This is a genomic window from Roseateles sp., from assembly GCF_965229315.1.
Classification (GTDB): Bacteria; Pseudomonadota; Gammaproteobacteria; order Burkholderiales; family Burkholderiaceae_C; genus Pelomonas.
On record NZ_CBDDJA010000002.1, the window covers coordinates 3,745,792 to 3,763,662 of the forward strand.

General features: G+C 71.7%; 13 protein-coding genes. 3 read left to right on the forward strand and 10 right to left on the reverse strand.

Features of this window, described 5'->3' with window-relative positions:
* Position 1: 1 nt before the first annotated feature.
* The 3 genes from ACO07H_RS22115 to fba all read right to left on the reverse strand — a co-directional run bounded on the left by ACO07H_RS22115 (position 2) and on the right by fba (position 4,707).
* Entirely contained in the window at positions 2-3,133 is a 3,132-nt protein-coding gene (locus ACO07H_RS22115) for a PAS domain S-box protein (RefSeq protein WP_422018202.1), read from the reverse strand.
* Positions 3,134-3,220: 87 nt separating this feature from the next.
* Complete coding sequence (locus ACO07H_RS22120) at positions 3,221-3,646, reverse strand: gamma-glutamylcyclotransferase family protein (protein ID WP_422018204.1); 426 nt, start codon at positions 3,644-3,646, stop codon at positions 3,221-3,223.
* Positions 3,643-4,707 carry a class II fructose-bisphosphate aldolase gene (fba, locus tag ACO07H_RS22125; RefSeq protein ID WP_422018206.1) on the reverse strand — a complete coding sequence of 355 codons (1,065 nt, stop codon included), beginning with the start codon at positions 4,705-4,707 and terminating at the stop codon, positions 3,643-3,645. Before fba ends, ACO07H_RS22120 begins: the two co-directional genes overlap by 4 nt.
* A gap of 145 nt (positions 4,708-4,852) precedes the next feature.
* On the opposite strand from fba, the gene ACO07H_RS22130 reads away from it, so the two are divergent.
* Both ACO07H_RS22130 and ACO07H_RS22135 read left to right on the forward strand, forming a co-directional pair.
* The gene (locus ACO07H_RS22130; protein ID WP_422018208.1) at positions 4,853-5,881 is read left to right on the forward strand and encodes an STAS-like domain-containing protein; all 1,029 of its coding nucleotides are present in this window, start codon (positions 4,853-4,855) and stop codon (positions 5,879-5,881) included.
* A gap of 178 nt (positions 5,882-6,059) precedes the next feature.
* Complete coding sequence (locus ACO07H_RS22135; RefSeq protein WP_422018210.1) at positions 6,060-6,797, forward strand: PEP-CTERM sorting domain-containing protein; 738 nt, start codon at positions 6,060-6,062, stop codon at positions 6,795-6,797.
* A 4-nt stretch (positions 6,798-6,801) separates the two neighbouring features.
* On the opposite strand, the gene ACO07H_RS22140 is transcribed toward ACO07H_RS22135, so the two are convergent.
* Genes ACO07H_RS22140 through ACO07H_RS22150 form a run of 3 tightly spaced genes read right to left on the reverse strand, consistent with a single transcriptional unit; the run spans position 6,802 to position 10,582 of the window.
* Positions 6,802-7,704, reverse strand: a complete 903-nt coding sequence (locus ACO07H_RS22140) for a pirin family protein (RefSeq protein WP_422018212.1) — start codon at positions 7,702-7,704, stop codon at positions 6,802-6,804.
* A complete protein-coding gene (locus tag ACO07H_RS22145) occupies positions 7,701-8,255 on the reverse strand; it encodes an NADPH-dependent FMN reductase (RefSeq protein ID WP_422018214.1) in 555 nt (184 codons plus the stop codon). The genes ACO07H_RS22140 and ACO07H_RS22145 overlap by 4 nt, the downstream gene beginning before the upstream one ends.
* On the reverse strand, positions 8,252-10,582 hold the full coding sequence (locus tag ACO07H_RS22150) for a heavy metal translocating P-type ATPase (RefSeq protein ID WP_422018216.1): 2,331 nt from the start codon (positions 10,580-10,582) through the stop codon (positions 8,252-8,254). The genes ACO07H_RS22145 and ACO07H_RS22150 overlap by 4 nt, the downstream gene beginning before the upstream one ends.
* Positions 10,583-10,641: 59 nt before the next feature.
* Here ACO07H_RS22150 and ACO07H_RS22155 point away from each other — a divergent pair, with 59 nt between their 5' ends.
* Complete coding sequence (locus tag ACO07H_RS22155) at positions 10,642-10,842, forward strand: heavy-metal-associated domain-containing protein (protein WP_422018218.1); 201 nt, start codon at positions 10,642-10,644, stop codon at positions 10,840-10,842.
* On the opposite strand, the gene ACO07H_RS22160 is transcribed toward ACO07H_RS22155, so the two are convergent.
* The 4 genes from ACO07H_RS22160 to ACO07H_RS22175 all read right to left on the reverse strand — a co-directional run bounded on the left by ACO07H_RS22160 (position 10,818) and on the right by ACO07H_RS22175 (position 17,825).
* Positions 10,818-11,291 (reverse strand): gluconokinase, encoded by a 474-nt coding sequence (locus tag ACO07H_RS22160; protein ID WP_422018676.1) that lies wholly within the window; start codon positions 11,289-11,291, stop codon positions 10,818-10,820. The two genes, ACO07H_RS22155 and ACO07H_RS22160, sit on opposite strands and share 25 nt — an antisense overlap.
* A gap of 26 nt (positions 11,292-11,317) precedes the next feature.
* Positions 11,318-13,537: a molybdopterin cofactor-binding domain-containing protein gene (locus ACO07H_RS22165; RefSeq protein ID WP_422018220.1), complete on the reverse strand. Its 2,220-nt coding sequence runs from the start codon at positions 13,535-13,537 to the stop codon at positions 11,318-11,320.
* A 10-nt stretch (positions 13,538-13,547) separates the two neighbouring features.
* Entirely contained in the window at positions 13,548-14,003 is a 456-nt protein-coding gene (locus ACO07H_RS22170) for a (2Fe-2S)-binding protein (protein ID WP_422018222.1), read from the reverse strand.
* A gap of 78 nt (positions 14,004-14,081) precedes the next feature.
* Positions 14,082-17,825 (reverse strand): ATP-binding protein, encoded by a 3,744-nt coding sequence (locus ACO07H_RS22175; RefSeq protein WP_422018224.1) that lies wholly within the window; start codon positions 17,823-17,825, stop codon positions 14,082-14,084.
* Positions 17,826-17,871 lie beyond the last annotated feature (46 nt).

Genomic DNA, 17,871 nt, shown 5'->3' on the forward strand with positions numbered 1-17,871 from the left:
GTCACACCTCCTGCGCGACGGCACCGGCGCGGGCCCAGCGCAGCAGCGCGTCGCGCACCTGCGCCAGCGAGCCGGCCTCACCCTTGCCCGCGATGACCTGGGCCGAGGCCGCCAGCTGCGCCACGTCTTCAGGGCTCAGGCTCATCGCGGTCCAGACCACCACCGGCAGGGCTGCCAGCGCCGGGTCGCTGCGCAGGCGGTGCAGCACCTGGAAGCCGTCCATGCCGGGCATCATCAGGTCCAGCACCAGCGCCGAAGCGGCGTGGCCGGCCAGCCACGCCAGCGCCGCCACGCCGCCGTCCACCGCCACCGCGTCCACCCCCACCTGGGACAGCGCCGCGCACATCAGGTCGCGCGCCGCGGCCTCGTCGTCGACCACCAGCACCGTGAAGCGGCCGCTGCCGCGTGCGCCCCCGGGCCGCAGTGGCGCCAACACGCGGTCCAGCTCGGCCAGGTCCAGCGGCTTGGCCAGCACGTCGGACACCAGGAAGGTCACCTCGGCCGAGGCATCGGCCCCGAAACCCAGCGCCTTGACCGGCGTGTCGCGCGAGGCGCCGGCTGCGCGCAGGTCGCCCAGCATGGCCAGCCCGCAGGCATCGGGCCAGGCCAGGTCCAGCGCCAGGCCGCTGTAGTGGCGCACGCGGGCCAGCTGCACCAGCTCGGCGGCGCTGGCGGCCGTGTCGGTGTCGATGCCGGCATGGGTCAGCTCGCGGGCCAGGCCGTCGCGCCAGGGATGGTCGCGCAGCGCCACCAACAGGCGGGGGTCGTCGTCCTCGGCCGCGGCGTCGCCCTCGGCATCCAGCAACGCCGCGTGGCGCGGCAGCACGGCGTAGAAACAGCTGCCTTCGCCCGGCCGGCTGTAGACGCCCACGCGCCCTCCCTGCGCCTCGACGAGGCGCCGTGTCAGCGACAGCCCCAGGCCCGTGCCCTGGTGACGCTTGGCCAGGCCGTCGTCGAGTTGCTGGAATTCGACGAACAGGCGGGACAGGTTGGCCGGCTGGATGCCGATGCCGCTGTCCTGCACCTCCAGCCGCCAGCGGCGCGGGCCTTCGCCCAGCGCGCGCACCTCGACGCGGCCGCCGGGCTCCGTGAACTTGATCGCGTTGGACAGGTAGTTCAGCAGCACCTGCTTGAGCCGTGCGGCGTCCAGGTGCACCTCGCGCAGTTCGGGCGCGATGCTGGACACCAGCCTCAGGCCACGCTGCTCGGCCAGCACCGCGACGGTGGCCAGCAGCTCGTCCACCAGCGCGGGCAGGTTCAGCGTCTCGGGGCGGAACGTCAGCTTGCCGGCCTCGATCTTGGACAGGTCTAGCACGTCGTTGATCATCTGCAGCAGGTGTCGCCCGCTGCCGCCGATGTGCTGCAGCGCCGCCGCGTAGCGTGGCGACTGCGGCGCGATGGCGCCCATGGCCAGCAGGTCGGCGAAGCCGATGACGGCGTTCAGCGGCGTGCGCAGCTCGTGCGACATGTTGGCCAGGAACTGGCTCTTGAGCCGGCTGGACTCCTGGGCACGGCGGTTCTCGGCCTCCAGCCAGATGGCCTGCTGGCGGGCCTGCTCGGCGGTGCGCATGGCGGTGACCTCGGCGACGATGCCGACCACGCACGCCGGCCCGTGGTCGTCGCGCGCCACGCGGGCATCCATGCGCAGCCAGTGCAGGCTGGCGTCGGGCCAGACGACGCGGAACTCGGCGTGCCAGGCGACCTTGCCGTCGGCCAGCGCGTCCAGCGCCTGGCGCACGGCGTCGCGGTCCTCGGCATGCACCGCGTCGAGCAACTGCTCGCGGCCCCAGTCCAGCGGCGTCGCGGCGGCCAGGCCGAAGCACTGGTCGAAGCGGCGGGAACGGTGCAGCCGGCCGCTGTCCAGCGCCAGCTCCCAGTCGCCCAGGGAAGCGGATTCGAGCGCGAAGCGCAGCCGCGCCTCGCTCTGGCGCAGCGCGGTCTCGATCTGGCACTGGTGGCTCAGGTCCCGCGCGGCCTTGACGCCGCCGATGACCTGGCCGCTCGCGTCCCGCAGCGGCGACACCTGGGCCGAGATTTCGACGCGCCGGCCGTCCTTGGTGACCCGCACGGTGCGGAAGGGCGGCACCTGCTGGCCATGGGCCAACGCGTCGAGGATGCGCAACTCCTCGGCCTCTCGCTCGGGCGGCACCAGCATCATCACCGGCTGGCCGACAGCCTCGGCGGCGCTGTAGCCGAACATGCGCTCGGCCGCGGCGTTCCAGTTGGTGATGCGGCCCTCGGGGGTCTTGACGATGATGGCGTCCGCCGTGCATTCGACGACCGCCGCCAGCCGCCTGACCTCGGCCTCGGCCTCGGTCAGCGCGCCGATGTCGCGGAAGACGATGCTGACCCCGCGCACGCGGCCATCGGCATGGCGGGTCAGGCCGGCGTGCAGCTCGACCGGCGTGCGCCGGCCGTCTCGCGCGACGCAGACCACCTGCTGGCGGCGCAGGCCCGCGCGCTCGCGCTCGGCCACCACGTCCACGGGGTTGCGCCCGAGCAGTTCGTCCGGGCGATCGACACGGTCGAACACCTGCCACACGCCGCGCCCCAGCGCGTCGGCAGCCGTCCAGCCCGTCAACTGCTCGGCCACCGCGTTGATGCGCGTTACGCGGCCCTCGCCGTCGGTCGTGATGAAGCCGGCATCGATGCTGGCCAGCGTGGTGGCCAGGCTCTGCTCGGCTTCGAGCAGGTCGTCTTCGGCATCGTGGCGGCGGCCCGACTCGGCGCGCAGCCGGGTGAGCGCCTCGCTCAGCTCCTGCGCCGAAGGGATGGCCACGAAGCGCGGCAGCAGCCGCCAGGCCATCCAGGCGGTCAGCACCGAGGCGATGGCGGTGGCGACCTTGCCGGCGGCCTGCACCGCGTAGTCCGGCCGCCAGATGGTCCAGACATCCATCACATGCGTGACGCCGCAGGCCAGGATGAAGGCGCCGAACAACGCTGCCAGGCCACCGAAGTTCAGCTGCGGGCGCTGGCGTGCGTAGGCCAGGATGAGCAGGGGCAGGGAGAAGTAGGCCAGCGCGATCGCGAGATCGGCACCGACCATGGTCCACAGCAGACCGGGCGACCACTGGAAGCAGTAGCCGTGAGGCAGGAACCCCGAGCGGGCGACCAGGCCGGTGAGCGCGTCCATGCTTGTCCTCCTTGGGCGCCCTTCGCTTGGGGCGGCCCTGTCGGGGCATTGTGCGCTCTGCTAACGCGTCAATGACAACGGCGTTCGCTAGCGCACCGACGGCGCGCCAAAGCCGGCGTACTGCACCAGGAAGCGTGCGCGCCCTTCGCGCTCGAAGGCCTGCGGATCCCAGTCGCCGGGCAACAGGCGCCCAGCCTGTTCGACGCGAAAGCAGTAGACGCAGGCCGTCTCGGTGCGCCCATCGGCCAACTGCACCGGCACCGGCACGCGTTCATAGTCCGTGCCCTCGAAGGCATCGAGCCGGGCCCACAGCGCCGCGTCGATACCGCGGTACAGCCGCCCGTCCACGATGCCGCCCGCGGCCGGCCGCAGGCCGGGGTAGTCCTCGCCCCGCACCGGGTGGCGGCGGTGGCCGTGCAGCCGTGCGGGCTCAGACACCAGCGCGCGCCCGCAGACGCGGGCCATGATGTCGGCCCACATCAGCGAGCCGTAGGTGAAGCAGTGCGCCGTCACTGCACCTTCTGGGCGAGTTCGCCGCGCGCGTAGGCAGCGGCGATGTCGACCAGCGTTCGGCCCTTGATCTTGCCGGCCTGGCCTTCGCAGCCGAACTGCAGGTAGCGCTCCTTGGCGATGACCTTGGCGGCTTCGCGGGCCGGCTTGAGCCATTCGCGCGCGTCGAACTTGTCGGGGTTCTCGGCCAGGAACTTGCGGACGGCGCCCGTCATCGCCAGGCGGATGTCGGTGTCGATGTTGATCTTGCGCACGCCGTGCTTGATGGCCTCCTGGATCTCCTCGACCGGCACGCCGAAGGTCTCCTTCATCTTGCCGCCGTACTGGTTGATGATGGCCAGCAGTTCCTGCGGCACGCTGGACGAACCGTGCATGACCAGGTGGGTGTTGGGGATGCGCGCGTGGATCTCCTTCACGCGGCCGATGGCCAGGATATCGCCCGTGGGCTTGCGGCTGAACTTGTAGGCGCCATGGCTGGTGCCGATGGCGATGGCCAGCGCGTCGAGCTGCGTGGCCTTGACGAACACGGCGGCTTCCTCGGGGTCCGTCAGCATCTGTGAGTGATCGAGCTTGCCTTCGGCACCGATGCCGTCTTCCTCGCCGGCCTCACCGGTTTCCAGGTTGCCCAGGCAGCCCAGTTCGCCTTCGACGGTGACGCCGACCTGGTGCGCCATCTCGACGACCTTGCGGGTCACTTCCATGTTGTAGTCGAAGGAGGCCGGGGTCTTGCCGTCTTCCATCAGCGAGCCGTCCATCATGACCGAGCCGAAGCCGAGGGCTATGGCGCCCTGACAGACCTTGGGGCTGGTGCCGTGGTCCTGGTGCATGACCAGCGGGATGTGCGGGTACATCTCGGCGGCGGCCTGGATCAAGTGCTTGATGAAGGGCTCGCCAGCGTACTTGCGGGCGCCCGCGCTGGCCTGCAGGATGACCGGCGCCCCGACCTCGTCGGCCGCGGCCATGACGGCCTGCACCTGCTCCAGGTTGTTGACGTTGAACGCTGGGATGCCGTAGCCGTTGTCGGCGGCGTGGTCCAGCAGCTGGCGCATGGAAACGAGAGGCATGGGGTGTCCCCGGTGGAGTTGAAGATCTTTTCTAGGCCGCGATGCCAAACCGAGCCGGTAACCGCGCCGTAACTGGCGCAGATTCTATGGAAGTCGGTGGCGACCCCAGCCCCTGCGTTCCCGGGAGCACCCACAATCCGCGGCCATGACCCGGCTGATCTTCGACCATCTCACCAACTGGATCACCGCCGCCGCCAGCGAGCATTCGCACGACCTGGCCGCCCATGTCGAGGAACGCACCGGCGCCAGCCGCCGCGCGGCGCTGGCCGCTCTCAAGCGCCTGGTCGATGCCGGCTGGCTGGCGCGCACCGGCACGGCGCGCCGGCCCGTCTACGCACCGGGCGCGCTGCGCCAGGTGGCGCGCAGCTACACGCTCTTCGGGCTGCAGGAGGACCTGCCCTGGCAGCGCGACTTCGCGCCCCACTTCGCGCTGCCCGGGCATGTGCAGCGCATGGTCCGCCACGGCTTCACCGAGCTGGTCAACAACGCGGCCGACCATTCCGGCGGCACCAGCGTCACCGTGTCGCTGCGCCAGACGCCCACGCATGCGCAGCTGCTGGTCAGCGACGACGGCATCGGCGTGTTCGACAAGATCTGCACCGCCTTCCAGCTCGAAGACCCGCAGCACGCGATGCTGGAGCTCAGCAAGGGGCGCCTGACCAGCGCACCCGACGCGCACACGGGCCGCGGCCTGTTCTTCAGCAGCCAGCTGGCCGACGTGTTCGACATCCACGCCAACAACACCGCCTACCAGAAGCGCGCCTGGGAGAGCACGGGCTGGCGCCGCGGCCGCGCGCTGCCGCGCCAGGGCAGCTCCATCTACATGGCCATCGCGCTGAACACGACCCGCACGCTGGACGGCGTCATGCAGGCCTGGAGCACGCAGGGCGACGGCATCGAGTTCGACCAGACCCGCGTGCCCTTGCGGCTGCTGGCCGGCGAAGGCCAGGCGCTGGACTCCCGCGCCCAGGCCCGCCGCGTCGGCGCCCGGCTGACGACCTTCAAGCGCGCCGAAATCGATTTCGACGGCGTCACGGACGTGGGCCACGGCTTCACCGACGAGCTGTTCCGCGTGTTCTCTCGGGCCAACCCGCAGGTGGAGCTGGTGGCGACGAACATGACGCCGCGCATCGCGGCGCTGGTGAACAGCGCTCGGGCCGGCAGCCCCGGCTGACGGCGGGAATGGCCAGGCGCCGCCGAACGTTGCCCCAGCCAGGGCGAGCAGATCGATTCCGGAAAACCGGTCATGCACACGCGGGGGCCGACGACCCATAACCCCGTGACGCGCGAACCTTGCCCCAGCCTCTGCCGGTTCACACAATGCGGCACTTCTTCGACGCTGGAGCTTCCTCATGAAGACCTCGACCCTCATCCGCAGCGCCGCCCTGGCGCTGTCTGCCCTGGCGTTCAGTGCTTCCTCCTGGGCTCAGGTGCCCTTCTCGTCGCTGAAGCTGGCATTCACACAGCCGACCGGCACCGTGCTGGCCACGGATTCCATCGACATCTACGTCACGCTGACCAACACGGACAGCAGCACCTTCAGCTTCGACAGCAGCCTGCCCCTGGGCGGGATGAACGCGGCGGACATCCCCACGTCCGTCTGGATCCAGGACCCCGTCACGCAGATGTACAACGAGGTGCCGTTTGCCAGCTACACGCCGTTCCGCCTCACCGTCGGCGTGTCCTGCAGCGGCTCGTTCACGATCGGCTGCGATCCGGGCGCCTACCGTTTCGACTTCGCGAGTGGCGAGTTCTTCGGCGACACCTTCCAGCTTGGCGCCGGGCAGTCCTACACCTACCTGTTCGGCACCTTCACGCCCGTCGGCGGGACGGCACCTGCCGGCACCTACGAGTTCTACCGCTCGGTGGTCTGGTTGGACGTGAACGGCCTGGACGCCAACGGCGACCCGATCTCCACCGTCGTGTTTCCCGCCTCGACCTGCGAGTACTACAGCATCGCGGAGTGCGCCGCGGTCGGCGCGACGGTCTTCACGCGCGAAGTCATCGCCGTGCCCGAGCCCGCCCACGCGCTGATGCTGGGCGTCGGCCTGGCCGGCATGGCGCTGATGCTGCGCCGCCGCCGCAGCTGAGGTCTCAGCCCGGCTTGCGCAATGCAGGCACGGGCGGCACCGGCAGGCGCGGGCCCGCATAGCCCTGCACGGTGCCGAAACGCCCGCCGTCCTCGCGGGCCCAGTCCAGCGCCCAGGCCTGCATCTCCGCAGGCTCGCGGCCGACGAAGTTCCACCACAGCAGCGGCGGCTGCGCCCAGGGCTCGCCGCCGAGCAGCAGCAGCCGCGACGCCGACGAGCAGCGCAGCTCGACGGCTTCGCAGCCCGCGCCGAGGTAGAGCATGGTGCCCGGCACGATCGTCTCGACCGTGTCATGCCCCGCTGGCGCGACTTCGATCTCGCCTTCCAGCGGCATCACGCCGTGCTCGAAGCCCGGCTGCAAGGCCAGCACCCCATCCGCCGGGCCGTCGGCCACCAGGTCCACGCCCAGCAGCGGCGTGAAGCTGGGCACCGGCGAACGCTGGCCGGCCAGGTTGCCCACCAGCAGCGTCGCGTCGAAGCCGCCCTGACTGAATCGCGGCAGTTCGGAGAAATGCTGGAAGCTCGGCGCGCGTTCGCGCTCGGCGTCCGGCAGTGCGATCCACAGCTGCGCCAGGTGGATGCGGTCGGTCAACGACTCCTCGCTGTGGCTGATGCCGCGGCCCGCCGTCATCAGGTTGACCTGGCCCGGCCGCAGCACCTGCTCGGAGCCCAGGCTGTCGCGGTGCAGGATCTCGCCCTCGATCATCCAGCTGAAGGTGGACAGCCCCGTGTGCGGATGCGGCCCGACGTTCATGCGTTTGTCGGCCGGCAGCGTCGCCGGTCCTGCGTGGTCGGCAAAACACCAGGCGCCGATGACGCGGCGGCCCTTGTTGGGCAGCGAGCGCTGGATGGGCAGGCCGCCGACGTCGCCCAGGTGGCTGGCGATGCGCTCGATGTGCACGCTCATGCCGCCCTCTTCTTCACGAAGTCGGCAAAGCCGTTCACGAAGACTCGCAACTGGTCGCGCACCTTCTCGTCGATGAGCTGCCCGTCGGCGTCGAACACCTGGCCGGCGTGAGACACCATGAGCCGGCCGGCCATCCAGAAGTCGCTGCCGAAGGTGCGCAGCACGGACAGCAGCGCATCCTGCGACTGCACGGTGCCGAAGCCGCCGGGCGTGGCGCCGATGAGGCCGGTGGGCTTGCCGCCGAAGAGCCTGGCGCCCTCGCCGCTGGGGCGCGACAGCCAGTCCAGCCCGTTCTTCAGCACGCCGGGGATGGAGTTGTTGTACTCGGGCGTGCCGATCAGCAGCGCATCGGCGGCGCGGATGGCCTCGCGCAGCGTCGTCACGGCCTCCGGCATGCCTTGCGCCTCCACGTCGCCGTCGTACAGCGGGATGCCGTGCAACGTGCGCAGCTCGATCGTGACGCCCGCGGGTGCCAGGGCGATGGCCGCGCGCAGCAGCGCCGTGTTGTAGGAACCTCGGCGCAGCGCGCCGCTCAGGGCAATGATCTTCATGGCGATGTCTTGGCGGGGACGACGGGGTCATGATGCCAGCGCGCCAGCAGCAGCGCATTGCCAACCACGCTGACGCTGGACAGCGCCATGGCCGCACCCGCCAGCACGGGGCTCAGCATCCCGAACGCGGCGAGCGGAATGCCCACCACGTTGTAGGCAAACGCCCAGAACAGGTTCTGCCGGATCTTGGCCACCGTGCGGCGCGACAGCTCGATGGCGTCGGCCACCAGCGTCGGGTCGCCGCGCATCAGCGTCACGCCCGCCGCGGCCATCGCCACCTCGGTGCCGGTGGACATCGCCAGCCCCACGTCCGCCGCGGCCAGCGCCGGGGCGTCGTTGAGGCCGTCGCCCACCATGCCGACGCGCCCCTGGCTGCGCAGCGCGGCGACGATGCGCGCCTTGTCCTCGGGCAGCACCTCGGCGTGGACCTCGTCGATGCCCAGGCGGCGCGCGACCGACTCGGCCGCGGCGCGGTGGTCGCCGCTGATCAGCACCGTGCGCAGGCCCAGCGCCTGCAGGCGCTCGATCGCCGCCGCGGCCGTCGGCTTGAGTTCGTCGCCGAAGGCCAGCCAGCCCAGCACCGCGGGCCGATCGCCGACGCGGGCCAGCCAGGACAGGCTGTGGCCCTGCGCCTTCTGCGCGTCGGCCGCGGCATCGGCAGGCAGCGTCAGCCCCAGCTCGGCCAGCCAGTGCGCACTGCCCAGCGCCAACAGTTGCCCGTCGACTTCGCCGCGCACGCCGCGGCCTGGCTGCGCCGACAGATCCCGGGCCGGGGCCACGCCAGGCGACGCGTCGCGCACCGCGCGGGCGAGCGGGTGCTCGCTGCCGGCCTGCAACGCCGCAGCCAAGGCCAGCGGCGCGGTGTGGGCCACCAGCCGCGGCCGGCCTTCGGTCAGCGTGCCGGTCTTGTCGAAGGCCACCACCTGCAGGCCGCGCGCCAGCTCCAGCGCCTCGGCGTCCTTGATGAGGATGCCTCGCCGCGCCGCCGCGCCCATGCCCGCCATCAGCGCAGCCGGCGTCGCCAGGCCCAGCGCGCAGGGGCAGGCGATGACGAGCACGGCCACCGCATGCATCAGCGCAGCAACCCAGTCACCACGCGCGACACCCCAGCCCAGCAGCGTGACCAAGGCGATGCCCACGACCACCGGCACGAACACCGCCGCCACGCGGTCCACCAGGCGCTGGATGGGCGGCTTGGCGCCCTGCGCCTGCTCCACCAGCCGCGCGATGCGCGCCAGCCGCGACTCCGCGCCCAGGGCCGTGCAGCGCAGCGTCAGCAGCCCGTCGCCGTTGACGGCGCCGCCGGTCACCACCTCGCCCTCGCCCTTGGGCACGGGCAGGCTCTCGCCGGTGATGAGGGATTCGTCCACCGCGCTGCGGCCTTCGGTGACGACGCCGTCCACCGGCAGCCTCTCACCGGGGCGCACACGCACCAGGTCGCCCACGCGCAGCGACGAGATCGGCAGTTCCTGCTCCGCGCCTGCGCGCAGCACCCGCGCCGTCTCGGGCTGCAGCTTTGCCAGCGCCCGGATCGCCGCGCCCGTGCCGCGCTTGGCGCGCGCCTCCAGCCACTTGCCCAGCAGCACCAGCGTGATGACGACGGCCGACGACTCGAAATACAGCGCATGCTCGCGGCCGTTCAGCCACTCGAACAGCGACAGGCCGAAGGCCGCGCTGGTGCCCAGCGCCACCAGCAGGTCCATGTTGCCGGCGCCGTCACGCAGCGCCCGCCAGCCCGCCGCGTAGAAGCGCGCGCCGAGCACGAACTGCACCGGCGCCGCCAGCGCGAGCTGCCAGACACCACCCAGCATCGCGCCGTGGCCCAGCAGCATGGGCGCTGCCAGCGGCAGGCACAGCAGCACGCCGGCCAGCACCGCCCAGCCGCTCTGCTGCCAGGGTGTCGGCGCCTCGGCGGCGCGGGGCGAATCCAGCGTCGCCGGGTAGCCGGCCCTGGCCAGCGCCGCCAGCAGCGGTGCGGCCTCGGCGCCGTCCAGCAGCACGACGCGTGCCGTTTCGGTGGCCAGGTTGACCTCGGCCGACAGCACGCCCGGCTGCTTCAGCAACGCCTTCTCGGCGCGGCCGACGCAACTCGCGCAAGTCATGCCGGCGATCTTCAGCACCAGCGTCTGGCGCCGCAACCCGTACCCGGCATGCTCGACGGCGGCGGCCAGCGGGGCCAGCGGCACCTCGCCATCCACCTGCGCCGTTTCGCTCGCGAGATTGACGCGGGCATCGGTCACGCCGGGCACGGCCCGCAGGGCGCGCTCCACGCGGGCCACGCAGCTCGCGCAGCTCATGCCGGTCAGGGAAAGGCTCTGGGAAGACATGACGGCATTGTCCGGACTAGGATGCCTGACCGCCTTGACCTTCCACAGGAAGCCCCACGATGTACCGGTTCACCCTGCCCGACATGAGCTGCGGCCACTGCGTCGCCGCCATCACCGAGGCGCTGAAGACGGCCGACGCGCAGGCCGGCGTGCAGATCGACCGCGACGCCAAGACGGCCGACGTCGACAGCACGCTGCCGCGCGAAACGCTGGCCGCCGCGCTGGCCGAAGCCGGCTACCCGCCCGCCGCCCAGGCCTGAACGGCGGCGTCGAGCTCGGCGGGCGCGGCGGTGGCGTCCAGCACCAGCACGCCAGCCTCGCCGATGGGCGGCTCCAGCGTCGCGAACTGATCGTCCACGAGGCCGGCCGAGAAGAAGTGCCCGGGCCGCGCACCCACGCGCGCCAGCGCCGTGTCCCGGTCCAGTTGCAGAAAGACGAAGCCCAGCCCCGGTGCTGCGGCGCGCAGCCGGTCACGGTACGCACGCTTCAATGCGGAGCAGGCCAGCACGGCACCGCCCGGGTGGGCGATGAGCTGCGCCGCCAGGCGGTACAGCCAGCCGGCGCGGTCGGCGTCGGTCAGCGGCTGGCCGGCGCGCATCTTGGCAACGCTCTGCGGCGCATGGAACGCATCCCCCTCGATCAGCGGCAGGCCCAGCGCCTGCGCCGCACGGGCCGCCACGGACGACTTGCCGCAACCGGCCACGCCCATGACGACCACGTGCGCCTTCAAGGCACTCAGGCGAACTTGAACGGCAACTCCCTCTGCCGCTGCCCCGTCAGCCGCGCCACCGCATTCGCCAGCGCGGGCGCCAGCGGCGGCAGGCCGGGCTCGCCCATGCCCTTGGGCGGGTCGTTGCTGGGCACGATGCTGACGGTCATGACCTTGGGCGCATCGGGCATGCGCGGCATGGCCACGTCGTAGAAGTTGCTCTGCTCCACCACGCCGTCCTTCAGCGTGATGCGGTGCGTGGGCAGGGTCGTGGCCAGCGCCATGATCGCGGCGCCCTGCACCTGCGTCTCCACGGCGCGCGGGTTCACGCACAGGTTGCAGTGCACGCCGGCATGCACCTCCTGCAACACCGGCTGGCGATCCTTGCCCTTGCCCTTCATGCTGGCCACGACCACGTAGGCGACGACGGACTCGAAGCTCTCGTGCACCGCCACGCCCCAGGCCTGGCCGGCCTTGAGCTTGCGCTTGCCGTAGCCGCTCTGGTCCACGGCCGCCTGCAGCGCCGCGCGATGGCGGGCCGCCTCGGGCTTGTCGCCCATCAGCTTGAGGCGGTAGGCCACCGGGTCCTGCTTGGTGGTGAAGGCGATCTCGTCGATCAGCGTCTCCATCACGTAGGCCGTGTGCGTGGCGCCCACCGAGCGCCACCACAGCACCGGCACGTTCACGTCCGGATGGTGCACGCTGAGGTTCATCGGGATCTCGTAAGGGTCGCGCATGCCCTCGGTGGTCGTGCCGTCCACGCCGTCCTTGTAGCCGAAGCCCTCCAGCGGCGAGCCCTTCAGGATGCTCTGGCTGACGATGCGGTGCTGCCAGCCGGCGATCTTGCCGGTGGCGTCGAAGCCGATCTCGGCGCGGTGCACGGTCATGGGCCGGTAGTAGCCGGACTTCATGTCGTCCTCGCGGCTCCAGATGACCTTGACCGGCATGCGCTGGCCGGCCTTGGCCAGTGCCACGGCGACCGCCGCGGCCTCACGCGGGTATTCGGACGCGGGCGTGGCGCGACGGCCGAAACCGCCGCCGGCCATCTGCACGTTGATCTGCACCTGTTCAGGCTTCAGGCCCACCAGCTTGGCCAGGTTCATCGCGTCGATGCCGGGCATCTGCGACGCGTAGTAGAGCTCGCAGCGGTCGTCCTTCAGGTCCACCGTGCAGGTCAGCGGCTCCATCTGCGCGTGGTTCAGGTAGGGGAAGACGAAGTCCGCGGTGATCTTCTTCGGCGCCTTGCTCCAGCCGCTGACGTCGGCCTGCAGCTTGGGCGCGGGCGTGCCGGGTTTCTTCGCCAGGGCGAGGTATTGCGCCGTCAGCGCCTGGGTGTCGGGCTTGGCCAGGCCGGCCAGGTCCCAGTCCACCTTGAGCGCATCGCGGCCTTTCTTGGCGGCCCAGTAGCCGCTGGCGACCACCGCCACGCCCTGGCCGCCACGGTCCAGCGGCACGGGCAGCACGGCCTTCACGCCCTTGATCTTCAGCGCCTCGGTGGCATCGAGCTTGCCGATCTTGCCGTTGAACACCGGCGGGCGCTGGATGACGGCCACCGCCATGCCCGGCAACTGCACATCCATGCCGTAGGCCTGGGTACCGGTGGACTTGGCCTTGCTGACGGTCAGCGTGGTCGGCTGGCCGATCAGCTTGAAGGCCTTGGGGTCCTTCAGCGTGACGGCCTCGGGCACCGGCAGCTTCATGGCGGCGTCGAAAAGCTCGCCGTAGCCGGCACTCTTGCCGCCGCCCGAGATGACACCGTTCTCGGCTTTCAGCGACGACGCGGGCACGCCCCAGGCCTGCGCCGCCGAAGCGACCAGCATGGCGCGGGTGCGCGCGCCCAGCTCGCGGTACTGCTGGTAGCTGTTCTTCACCGAGTTGGAGCCGCCGGTGATGTGCATGCCGAACAGCGGGTCCACGTACTGGCCCTGCTGGTCGCCGAAGCCGGTGCGCACCTTGCGCCAGTCGGCGTCCAGCTCCTCCGCGCAGATCATCGCCAGGCCGGTCTCGATGCCCTGGCCCATGTCCATGCGGTTGCACAGGATGGTGGTGGTGCCGTCCGGCGCGATGGAGACGAAGGCCAGCGGCTGCTCGGTGGGCTTGCTGCCGCCCTTGGGCGCCTGCGCGCCGGCCATGCCAGGCAGCAAGGCCAGGCCGACGGCGCCGCCGACGGTGGTGGTGACGAAGGCGCGGCGGGACAGGCCGGCGCGGCCGCTGACCAGGTGGTCGATGCGTTGGGGGTTCAGCATGGCGGCGTCCTCAGGCGAGTTGGGCCGCGGCCGCATGGATGGCGGCGCGGATGCGGTGATAGGTGCCACAGCGGCAGAGATTGCCGGCCATGGCTTCGTCGATCTGCGCGTCGCTGGGCTTCTTGTTGCCCTTGAGCAGCGCCACGGCGCTCATGACCTGGCCGCTCTGGCAATAGCCGCACTGCGCCACGTCGTGAGCCACCCAGGCCGCCTGCACCGCCTGGCCGACCTTGTCGTTGGCGATGCCCTCGATGGTGGTCACCGGGCCTTGCACCGACGAGATCGGCGTCAGGCAGCTGCGCACGGGCGCACCGGCCACGTGCATGGTGCAGGCGCCGCACTGGGCCGCGCCGCAGCCGAACTTGGTGCCGGTGAGCTGCAGTTCCTCTCGCACGGCCCACAGCAGAGGCATGTCGGGCTCGGCGTCCAGCGCCACGGCTCGACCATTGACGGTCAGGTTGATCATGGTTCCTCCTGGGGATGGCTAGCCGCGGACTCTAGCCAGAAGCAGCGCCCCAGTGCATTCGTCGGGCTTTGCGGCTGATCAGCGGCTCAGCGCGCCGGTGAGGGCGCCCATGTCGACCGGCTTGACCAGGTGGGCGTCGAAGCCTGCGGCGGCCGAGCGCCGGATGTCGTCGGGCTGGCCGTAGCCCGTCAGCGCCACCAGCCGCATGGACGCCAGCGCCGGCTGGGCGCGCAGGCGCCGGGCGACCTCGTAGCCGTCCATGCCGGGCAGGCCGATGTCCAGCAGCATGATGTCGGGCTGCCAGGCGGCGGCCATCTCGAGGGCGGCCGTGGCGCTGAAGCCGGTGCGCACCTCATGCCCGTCGGCGCCCAGCATCAGCGCGAGCGACTCGGCCGCGTCCTCGTTGTCGTCGATCAGCAGCACGCGGCGTGGCGGCAGGCCGCGGGGGGCCGGCTCGGCCTCGGCCTCGGCCTCGGCGGCCGGCATCGGGATGAGGGGCAGCCGGATCTCGAAGGTGGCGCCCTGCCCCACGCCACCGCTGCGCGCGGTGACGCGCCCGCCGTGCATCTCCACGAGCCGCTTCACCACCGACAGGCCGATGCCCAGGCCGCCCTGCGCGCGGTCCAGCGTGCGCGCGCTCTGCACGAACAGGTCGAACACCACGGGCAGCACCTCGGGCGCGATGCCGGCGCCGCGGTCCGTCACCGCCACGACCGCCTCGTGCCTGTCCAGCGCCAGCGACACCAGGATCTCGCCGCCCGCGTCGGTGTACTTGGCGGCGTTGGACAGCAGGTTGACCAGGCATTGCTGCAGACGCGCCGCGTCGCCCCGCACCGACAGGGGCAGGTCCGAGACGACCGTCAGCCGGTGCCGGCGCTCCAGCACCATGGGCGCGGTGGCCTCCACGGCCGCGGCGATCACCGCGGACAAGTCCACGGGCTTGCGCTCCAGCTCGATGCGGCCGTGCGTGATGCGCGACACGTCCAGCAGGTCGTCCACCATGCGCGCCATCTGCGTCGCCTGGCGGTTGATGATCTCCACCATGCGGCGCGCGGGCGCGCCGGCCGGCGTGGTGCGCATCATCAGCTCGGCGGAGTTGCGGATGGGCGCCAGCGGGTTGCGCAGCTCATGGGCCAGCATGGCGAGGAACTCGTCCTTGCGCCGGTCCGATTCGAGCAAGGCCTGCTCCATGCCCTTGCGCTCGGTGATGTCGAAGGAGATGCCGCTCAAGCCGACGACATGGTCGGCGTCGTCCCGCACCGCCACGGCGCGCACTTCCAGCCAGCGCACGTCGCCCGTGCCGGCACGCAGGATGCGCAGTTCCTCCGTGAAGCCCACACCATGGCGCGCCGAGCCGTCCATGCCGCTGCGCAGCCGCGCCACATCGTCGGGGTGGACGAGCCGGTAGCCCGCCTCCAGATCGCCCGGCGCCATGCCCAGCACGTCGACGGCGTTCTCCGACAGCGTCAGCTTGCGCGTCTGCACGTCCACGTCCCACGTGAACATGCGGGCGTTGGACAGGAACAGCCGCAACTGCTCCTCACCGGCGCGGCGCAGGCGGTCCAGCTCGATGAGCGCCGCCACGCGCGCCAGCAGCTCGCGCGCCGTGAAGGGCTTGACGAGGTAGTCGTCCGCCCCCGCGCTCAGGCCCTCGATCTGCGCCTCCTCGCCGGCCCGCGCGGACAGCAGCACGACAGGCAAGGTGCGCAGCGCCGTGTCCTCGCGCAGCGACGCCAGCACCTGGAAGCCGTCGAGCCTGGGCATCATCACGTCGGACAGCAGCAGCGCCGGGCGCTCGCGGCGCACGGCGGCCAGCGCCTGCTCGCCGTCCGCCGCCTCCTCGACGCGGTACCAGGGCGACAGCAGCCCGCGCAGGTACTGGCGCATGTCCGCGTTGTCGTCCGCCACCACCACCCGCGCGCCCACCGTGCCGCGGTAGCGCTCGCCGATCTCCGGCAGGCCATTGCCAGGCCTGCCGATTTCCGCCGCGCGGCTGTCCGATGCATCGGGCAGCCAGCGCAGCGCCTCCTGCACATAGGACGGCGCCAGGTCCGCCGCCGGCGCACCGGCGGCGGCGTGCCGCACCTGCTCCAGCGGCAGGTGGGCGTGGCCCAGCGGCAGGCGCAGCGTGAAGCGCGTGCCCACGCCCGGCTGGCTGTCCACCTCGATGCGGCCGTGGTGCAGCCGCATCAGCTCCTGCACCAGCGCCAGGCCGATGCCGCTGCCCTCGTGCGTGCGCGCCTGCACGCCCTCGATGCGGTGAAAGCGCTCGAAGAGCCGGGGCAGCTCGTCCGCCGCCACGCCGATGCCGGTGTCCTGCACCTCCACGATGGCGCTGCCATCGCCCGCCCGCACCCGCACGGCCACCCGGCCCTTCAGCGTGTACTTCAGCGCGTTGGACAGCAGGTTCAGCAGGATGCGCTCCCAATGGTCGCGGTCCACGTAGACCGGCTCGGGCAGCGGCTGGCAGTCGACGTCGAAGTCCAGCCCCGCGCGCTCCATGGCCGAGCGGAACGCGCTGGCCAGCTCGGCCGTCAGCCGCGCGAGATCGGTCGGCCGGAAGGACGACGACACGCGGCCGGCCTCGATGCGCGAGAACTCCAGCAGCGCGTTGACGAGCTTGCCCAGCCGCAGCGCATTGCGCTCCACCATGGCCAGCCGCGTGCGCACCGGCACGGGCAGGCGGTCGTCGTCCAGCGCGTCCTGCAGCGGCCCCATCATCAGCGTCAGCGGCGTGCGGAACTCGTGGCTGATGTTGGAGAAGAACTGCGTCTTCGCGCGGTCCAGCTGCGCCAGCTCCTCGGCCTTGTGCCGCTGCGTCTCGTAGGCCTCGGCATTGCCGATGGCCGCGGCCACCTGCTGCGCGACCAGTTGCAGGAAGTCGCTGTAGCGCCCCTCGGGCAGGCGGTGCGGGCTGAGGCCCACGACGAGCACGCCCTCCTGGCCCGCGTCGCCCGACGGCCGGATGGGCAGCACCATGGCCTGGCGCGGCGCGTCCTTCCAGCCGCCGCAGGGCCAGGCAATGCCCGCCGGCAGCGGGGCGACGACGCGCGGCTGCTGCGACGCCAGCACGTCGTCCGCGAACCAGGGCGCCTGCCGCACGTCGAAGCCGCGCACCGCCTCGGCCCAGGCACCGGTCCCGCCGGTGGCACCGGCCAGCGCCGGGGCGGCCGCGTCGCCATGCGCCCGCAGGTAGACCAGCGCGAACGGCACATCCTTGCCGCCGGTCTCCAGCGCCTGGGCGCATTGCGCCACCGCCAGCGCCACCGTGCGCGCGTCGGCGGCGCGGGTGGCCAGCTCGCGCAGCAACGCGAGCTGGCGCTCGCCGATGACGCGCTGCGTCTCGTCGGAGTTGGCGCAGATGATGCCGGCGGCCACGCCGTCGTCGCCGGGGATGGGGCTGTACGAGAACGTGTAGTAGGTTTCCTCGGGATAGCCGTTGCGCTCCATGAGCAGCAGCTGGCTCTCCACGAACGTGCCGTCGCCGCTCATCGCGCTGTCCAGCAGCGGCCCGATGTCGCCCCAGATCTCGCGCCACACGATCGATGCGGGCTGGCCGAGCGCCCCCGGGTGCTTGCCGCCGATGATGGACAGGTAGGCGTCGTTGTAGAGCTTGACGAGCTGCGGCCCCCAGCCGATCCAGATCGGCTGGCGCGAGGTCAGCATGATGCGCACGACGGTCTTCAGGCTGCGCGGCCAGTCCGCGACCGGGCCCAGCGGCGTGGCGGCCCAGTCGTGCTCGCGCATCAGCCGGCCCAGCTCCCCACCTCCCGCCATAAACGAGGTGTCGAAGTCGCGCTGCGAGCCGGGCTGTGCCGTCATGCCACAAGGGAGAGTGGAGGCCGGACGCGACGATACCGCCCCTGCG